The sequence below is a fragment of the Segatella salivae DSM 15606 genome (genome assembly GCF_000185845.1).
Lineage (GTDB): Bacteria > Bacteroidota > Bacteroidia > Bacteroidales > Bacteroidaceae > Prevotella > Prevotella salivae.
The window spans coordinates 826,550-832,070 of record NZ_GL629647.1; the positions used below are offsets into that span (position 1 = coordinate 826,550).

Sequence of the window (5,521 nt, forward strand, 5' to 3'; positions counted from 1 at the left end):
CTTTTTTATATATAAACTCAAATTATTATTTTGCATAGGCTATTGAGCGCGTCTCTCTAATAACAGTTATCTTCACTTGACCAGGATATGTCATCTCATTTTGAATCTTCGTAGCAATCTCATCACTAAGTTTGATGCTCTCTTCGTCATTCATCTTGTCAGCACCTACAATGACACGAAGCTCTCGACCAGCTTGAATTGCATAAGTCTTGGTTACTCCTGGATAACTCATTGCTATTGCCTCAAGGTCATTGAGACGCTTGATATAAGCCTCAACTATCTCTCGACGAGCACCTGGACGAGCACCAGAAATGGCATCACAAACCTGTACTATCGGTGCAAGAAGCGTCGTCATCTCCTCCTCATCATGGTGAGCTGCGATGGCATTACAGATATCTGGTTTCTCCTTATACTTCTCTGCAATCTTCGCTCCATATAAAGCATGCGGCAATTCGCTTTCTTCGTCTGGCACCTTTCCTATGTCATGAAGCAAGCCAGCGCGTTTAGCCTTCTTTGGATTCAACCCAAGTTCTGACGCCATTACTGCACAAAGATTGGCTGTTTCGCGTGCATGCTGTAAAAGGTTCTGACCATAACTTGAACGATATTTCATCTTACCGATGATACGAATCAATTCTGGATGCAAGCCATGGATACCTAAATCTATTGCTGTACGCTTACCTGTTTCAATTACTTCATTGTCAAGTTGTTTTTTTACTTTAGCCACAACCTCTTCTATTCGAGCCGGATGTATACGCCCATCTGCTACTAACTGGTGCAATGCCAAACGACAAACTTCGCGACGAATTGGGTCGAAAGCACTAATCACGATAGCCTCAGGAGTATCATCTACGACGATCTCCACTCCAGTAGCTGCCTCTAATGCCCGAATGTTTCGACCTTCTCTACCAATAATTCTGCCTTTAACTTCATCGTTATCTATATGGAAAACACTGACCGAATTCTCGATAGCTGTCTCCGTTGCTACACGCTGAATGGTTTGAATTACGATTTTCTTCGCCTGCTGGTTTGCATTGAGTTTTGCATCGTCCATAATCTCATTGATGTAACTTGCAGCATCAAGCTTTGCCTGATCTTTCAAGCTTTCAACCAGTCGTTTCTTTGCTTCTTCAGCACTAAGTCCAGAGAGTTCCTCAAGCTTTGCTTGCTCTTGTTTCTGCATTTTCTCAAGTTCTTGCTGCTTCACAGACAATAACTTCTTCTCATTATCAATCCGAACTTGTTCTTGATCAACATCCATCTTGCGACGACCAAGTTCTTCTTGACGCTGATTCAATGTGATTTCACGCTGCTTTAAGCGGTTTTCATTCTGCTGAAACTTTAGGTTTCGTTGCTGTACTTCCTTTTCAAGTTCACTCTTCTTATTTAGGAACTTCTCCTTAACCTCTAAGAGTTTCTTTTCCTTAATGACCTCCGCCTCTTTGCTGGCAGCCTCAATTAAATCATTGTATTTTCCTTTAATAACATAACGGAAAATGGCATATCCAATCGCACATCCAGCCAAAAGGGCCACTATAGCAATTATGATAGTTACTACATTCATTATAATTTAGATTTTGATAATATTCTCGTTCGTTCATTTCAACGCATCCTCGATTTCAGAAGTAAGCTTTCCGAGAATATCCTTAAAAGGCTCAGTATCATTGCGCAAGGCTTCACGCTCATAGCGCAAAGCTATATCTATAAGGGCCATATACAATAAATCTTTATCTCCTTTGCGTCCTTTGAACACATTGGCATAATTATTTACTGTTGTTGTAATAAGCTTTGCAGCGTCCCGATAGAGTTTTTCATCTTCACGAACAATGTTCACCGACAACTCCGTATCATAGACATGTAGCCTTATATGCAACTTATCTGTATTCTCATCTGCCATCGCTCTGTTATCTTTCACTCAGTAGCGTTATACATTTATTCACGTCCCTGATGAGCCGTTGCAGTCGTTTCTGGGCACTTTCTAAGTCACCATCAGTCACTTCTAACATCTTAGCCATCTTCAGACTATTGTAATCATTCTGCGCCTGAACAAGCTTTTTGTTGAGCATTTTGATTTGTTCGTCACGCTCATCTACCATAGAATAAAGCTCAAGATTCTCTTTCTTCAGCTCTTTATACTGAAGAATCATCTGCCTTACTCGCGTAGAAAACAAATTAAGAGCATGCTCAGTTGCATCCATAAATTTACAATTTGGTTACAAATTTAATTGATTTTATCGGAATAACCAAATTTTAATTTCACATTTTATCACATTCGTATGTACGATGTTAGCATCATGTGAAATTCTAAAAACCGTGCCGTTCAGCGACCTTTACTAAACCATTATAATGCAATCGCTACCAACATATATCAGTAGCGCAGTGCATTCTATTTTTGTTTTGCGTCACTATCAGCCTGACGAGGTTCTTTCTTAGCCAGCATAACTACTTGATAAACAAAGTCGGTAATCCATTTCTGACTGAAGCCTAAACGCTTGTCATACTGCCTTACAGCCATAACTGCTTTAATAACTCCAGGATCTGTATAATCATTCTTTGTGAATAAGTCAGACACGGTCTTCTCCGTCATTGTGTAGATAGCCTTTTTCATAAAAGAAGGCAGACGCAACTTGAACTTCATTAGATTACCAACGAGCATCATCAAGTCTTGAGAAAAGCCCTGGAACTGAACCATATAAGGTTGTACATCCTGTATTTTCCGACAGTTTTTCCGCATACTTTGATCAATCTCCTTAAAGAAATCATCTCCTAATCCATACATTTCTCGCATCATCTTTCGACATTGATTCTTCTCACCTAAGCCTAATTTGTTATTCAAAGTAGGTACACGTAGCGTTGTCTTAAACGTGCGAAGATCAGGCAACATGCCTAAATTATTGATGCCAAGATTAACTGCAAGTGAAGCCTCAAAATACACACGAATCAGTGTCATGAAGTCTTCCATGCCACCAACTTTAACTTCTGATTCCTTCTTTCCAAACAGTTTAGAAAAAAATCCCATATTGTTTAATATTCTTTGTTATTGAACTTTATTGTTAAAATGCTTTGCAAAGGTACGATATTCTTACCAATAAACCTAATTTTTACATGGAGAATATAGGTAGAATCAATTCAAAACAAACCAACAAACCTGGTATTTCAAAACAACAACTACGTATTCATTTACTCAGATAGTACACATAATATGGTGCTTAAAGATATCTTCTCTGCCATCCCCTACTCCAATTCATAATACATATCTATACAAAACAATCCAAACAACCAATCCATCCAACACACCCAAACATTCCTATTATTGTATATGTTAAATTTTATCATTAGTTTTTACAAACCCCTTCAAAATCTTCTTAAAATCTAATCACAACATCAATATTGTGGAAAATCAGGCCGAATTTCATAGGATTGCAACACTATGAATATCAACACAATAGAAAATCAGCATCATTTTGCAGAATAAAATCAATGATAAAATCACCCATATTGCTTCATAAAAGAAGCCAAATCATAATTATCCACGTAAGCAAACACAGACTTTTCCAATGTAAAACATCCCATTTAAGCAGACAAAACGACTCACTTTACAGAGTGAATAACACCATTTCATATTACGAAGTGACTGCAAGTATAATTCAAGATATCTAAAATTGATATAAAACTCCATTTTTATGGCCTCAGGATTTCTCTTTTATGATTTCGAAAAATGTTAAAAACTATCATCAAACTTTACACAAAAAACAAGATTAACAATCTAAATTAATAATCAAAAGAATATCATTACAAAAATAAAAGAATTAACAAACAAAATGAATATAAATACAAACAAAACAACCCTCTATTTTATTTTCTTCGATAAAATGATTCTTTTCTAAAATAGAATCCTATGGAAACATTGAATAACACATCGTTTTTGATGAGATAAAGACAATGAATACAAAACTTTAGTACAATTAAAACAAAAAACAGAACAATTGTTTTTTTATTGTGTTTTTTTTATTATATTTGCACGTTACTATATAATATTAGTGATAACGAATTTATATTCAAATAAAAAATAGTGCACGATGAGTCAGAATCTTAGCAGGAACGACTTCGTACGCAGACTGGTAACCCTAAACGATTTTATGATTATCAATATCATTTTCGTTTGTTTCATTCTGCTAATCCCAAAGAATGTTCCTTCTTATTTCCATACTGCTACCAAGATAACTCTATTCGCTGCCAATGCAGCGATGGGCGTTGCACAATATTTTTTCCGTACGATTGTTCATGTTCGCAAGATAGATTTCGATAAAATCTTTGTCAGAGCACTTCAACTTGTGACTACACATGTGATTTTAACTTATATATTTCTGAGTTTTATTTGCCCTGAAGAAAACTTTTTCCACATATCAGTTCTCTATGGAATCATAAGTTTTTTAGTGATTATGTTTAGTCGTTTTGCAGAACGTGGAATATTGAATTATTTCCGACAGAAGGGTTATAATTCACATAAAGTGATTTTCGTGGGACATGATCCAGCACTCATCGGGCTCTACAAGACTATGGCGGGAGACGCTGCAATGGGCTATCACATAAAAGGATATTATGCAAATAAAGAGATAGAAAATTGTCCGCAAGCACTTCAACACATAGGAACACTTGATGACTTTAACAACATCATACATCATGAAAACAAATCAATTGCAGACGAAATCTTTTGCTGTTTAAGTCATGATTTTAATGATTTTATTGCACAAATCATGAAGTTTTGTGATGCAAAGGTTATTCGTTTCTATTATATTCCACGAATGTTTGGTACCTATCGATTGCGCTTAAAACCCGAGTTCATGGGCGAAACGCTGCTCTATACCAATCATGTTGAACCGCTTACAATTATGAGTAATCGCATTATTAAGCGGAGTTTTGATATTGCAGTGTCGCTCATCGCCTGCCTTTGTATGCTTCCATTTATCCCTATTATAGCCCTATTGATTAAGATTCAGAGTCCAGGTCCAATCTTCTTCACGCAAATGCGGACGGGATTTGAAGGCAAATCATTTAAGTGTTACAAATTCAGAAGCATGCATGTGAATAAGAATGCAGACACGATGCAAGCCACCTTGGATGACCCTCGCAAATTTGCTTTCGGAAAATTCATGCGTAAAACGAACATCGATGAATTGCCACAGTTTTGGAATGTGTTAAAAGGCGACATGAGTATTGTTGGTCCTCGCCCTCACATGTTACGTCATACGGAGATATATAGTGACCTGATAGACAAGTACATGGTACGTCATTTCTGCAAACCAGGCATAACAGGTTGGGCACAAGTAACAGGCTATCGTGGCGAGACTAAAGAACTTTGGCAGATGCAAGAGCGTGTAGAACATGACATTTGGTATATTGAACACTGGACATTCTGGCTGGATTTACGAATCATTTTCAAAACAGCTTTCAGCATCATTAAACCAGACAAGCATGCATATTAATAGAAAGAAAGTTATATATATAAAATAGAAAGTTA

Annotated in this window: 5 protein-coding genes; 1 reads left to right on the forward strand and 4 read right to left on the reverse strand. The window is 36.8% G+C overall.

Going from position 1 to position 5,521, the window contains the following annotated elements:
- Positions 1 to 25: 25 nt before the first annotated feature.
- The 4 genes from rny to HMPREF9420_RS03465 form a co-directional block, all read right to left on the reverse strand.
- The gene (gene rny / locus HMPREF9420_RS03450) at positions 26 to 1,564 is read right to left on the reverse strand and encodes a ribonuclease Y (RefSeq protein ID WP_007134045.1); all 1,539 of its coding nucleotides are present in this window, start codon (positions 1,562 to 1,564) and stop codon (positions 26 to 28) included.
- Between the two features lie 33 nt (positions 1,565 to 1,597).
- Positions 1,598 to 1,897 carry a cell division protein ZapA gene (locus tag HMPREF9420_RS03455; protein ID WP_044078737.1) on the reverse strand — a complete coding sequence of 100 codons (300 nt, stop codon included), beginning with the start codon at positions 1,895 to 1,897 and terminating at the stop codon, positions 1,598 to 1,600.
- Positions 1,898 to 1,904: 7 nt separating this feature from the next.
- Complete coding sequence (locus HMPREF9420_RS03460; protein ID WP_007134047.1) at positions 1,905 to 2,198, reverse strand: hypothetical protein; 294 nt, start codon at positions 2,196 to 2,198, stop codon at positions 1,905 to 1,907.
- Between the two features lie 188 nt (positions 2,199 to 2,386).
- Complete coding sequence (locus tag HMPREF9420_RS03465; protein ID WP_007134048.1) at positions 2,387 to 3,019, reverse strand: hypothetical protein; 633 nt, start codon at positions 3,017 to 3,019, stop codon at positions 2,387 to 2,389.
- Between the two features lie 1,060 nt (positions 3,020 to 4,079).
- On the opposite strand from HMPREF9420_RS03465, the gene HMPREF9420_RS03470 reads away from it, so the two are divergent.
- Positions 4,080 to 5,486 carry an undecaprenyl-phosphate glucose phosphotransferase gene (locus tag HMPREF9420_RS03470; protein WP_007134049.1) on the forward strand — a complete coding sequence of 469 codons (1,407 nt, stop codon included), beginning with the start codon at positions 4,080 to 4,082 and terminating at the stop codon, positions 5,484 to 5,486.
- Positions 5,487 to 5,521: the final 35 nt, after the last annotated feature.

Coding starts and splice junctions, on each gene's coding strand:
- HMPREF9420_RS03460 (WP_007134047.1), bottom strand. CDS start 2,198: ATGGATGCAACTGAGCATGCTCTTAATTTGTTTTCTACGCGAGTAAGG.
- rny (WP_007134045.1), bottom strand. CDS start 1,564: ATGAATGTAGTAACTATCATAATTGCTATAGTGGCCCTTTTGGCTGGA.
- HMPREF9420_RS03470 (WP_007134049.1), top strand. CDS start 4,080: ATGAGTCAGAATCTTAGCAGGAACGACTTCGTACGCAGACTGGTAACC.
- HMPREF9420_RS03455 (WP_044078737.1), bottom strand. CDS start 1,897: ATGGCAGATGAGAATACAGATAAGTTGCATATAAGGCTACATGTCTAT.
- HMPREF9420_RS03465 (WP_007134048.1), bottom strand. CDS start 3,019: ATGGGATTTTTTTCTAAACTGTTTGGAAAGAAGGAATCAGAAGTTAAA.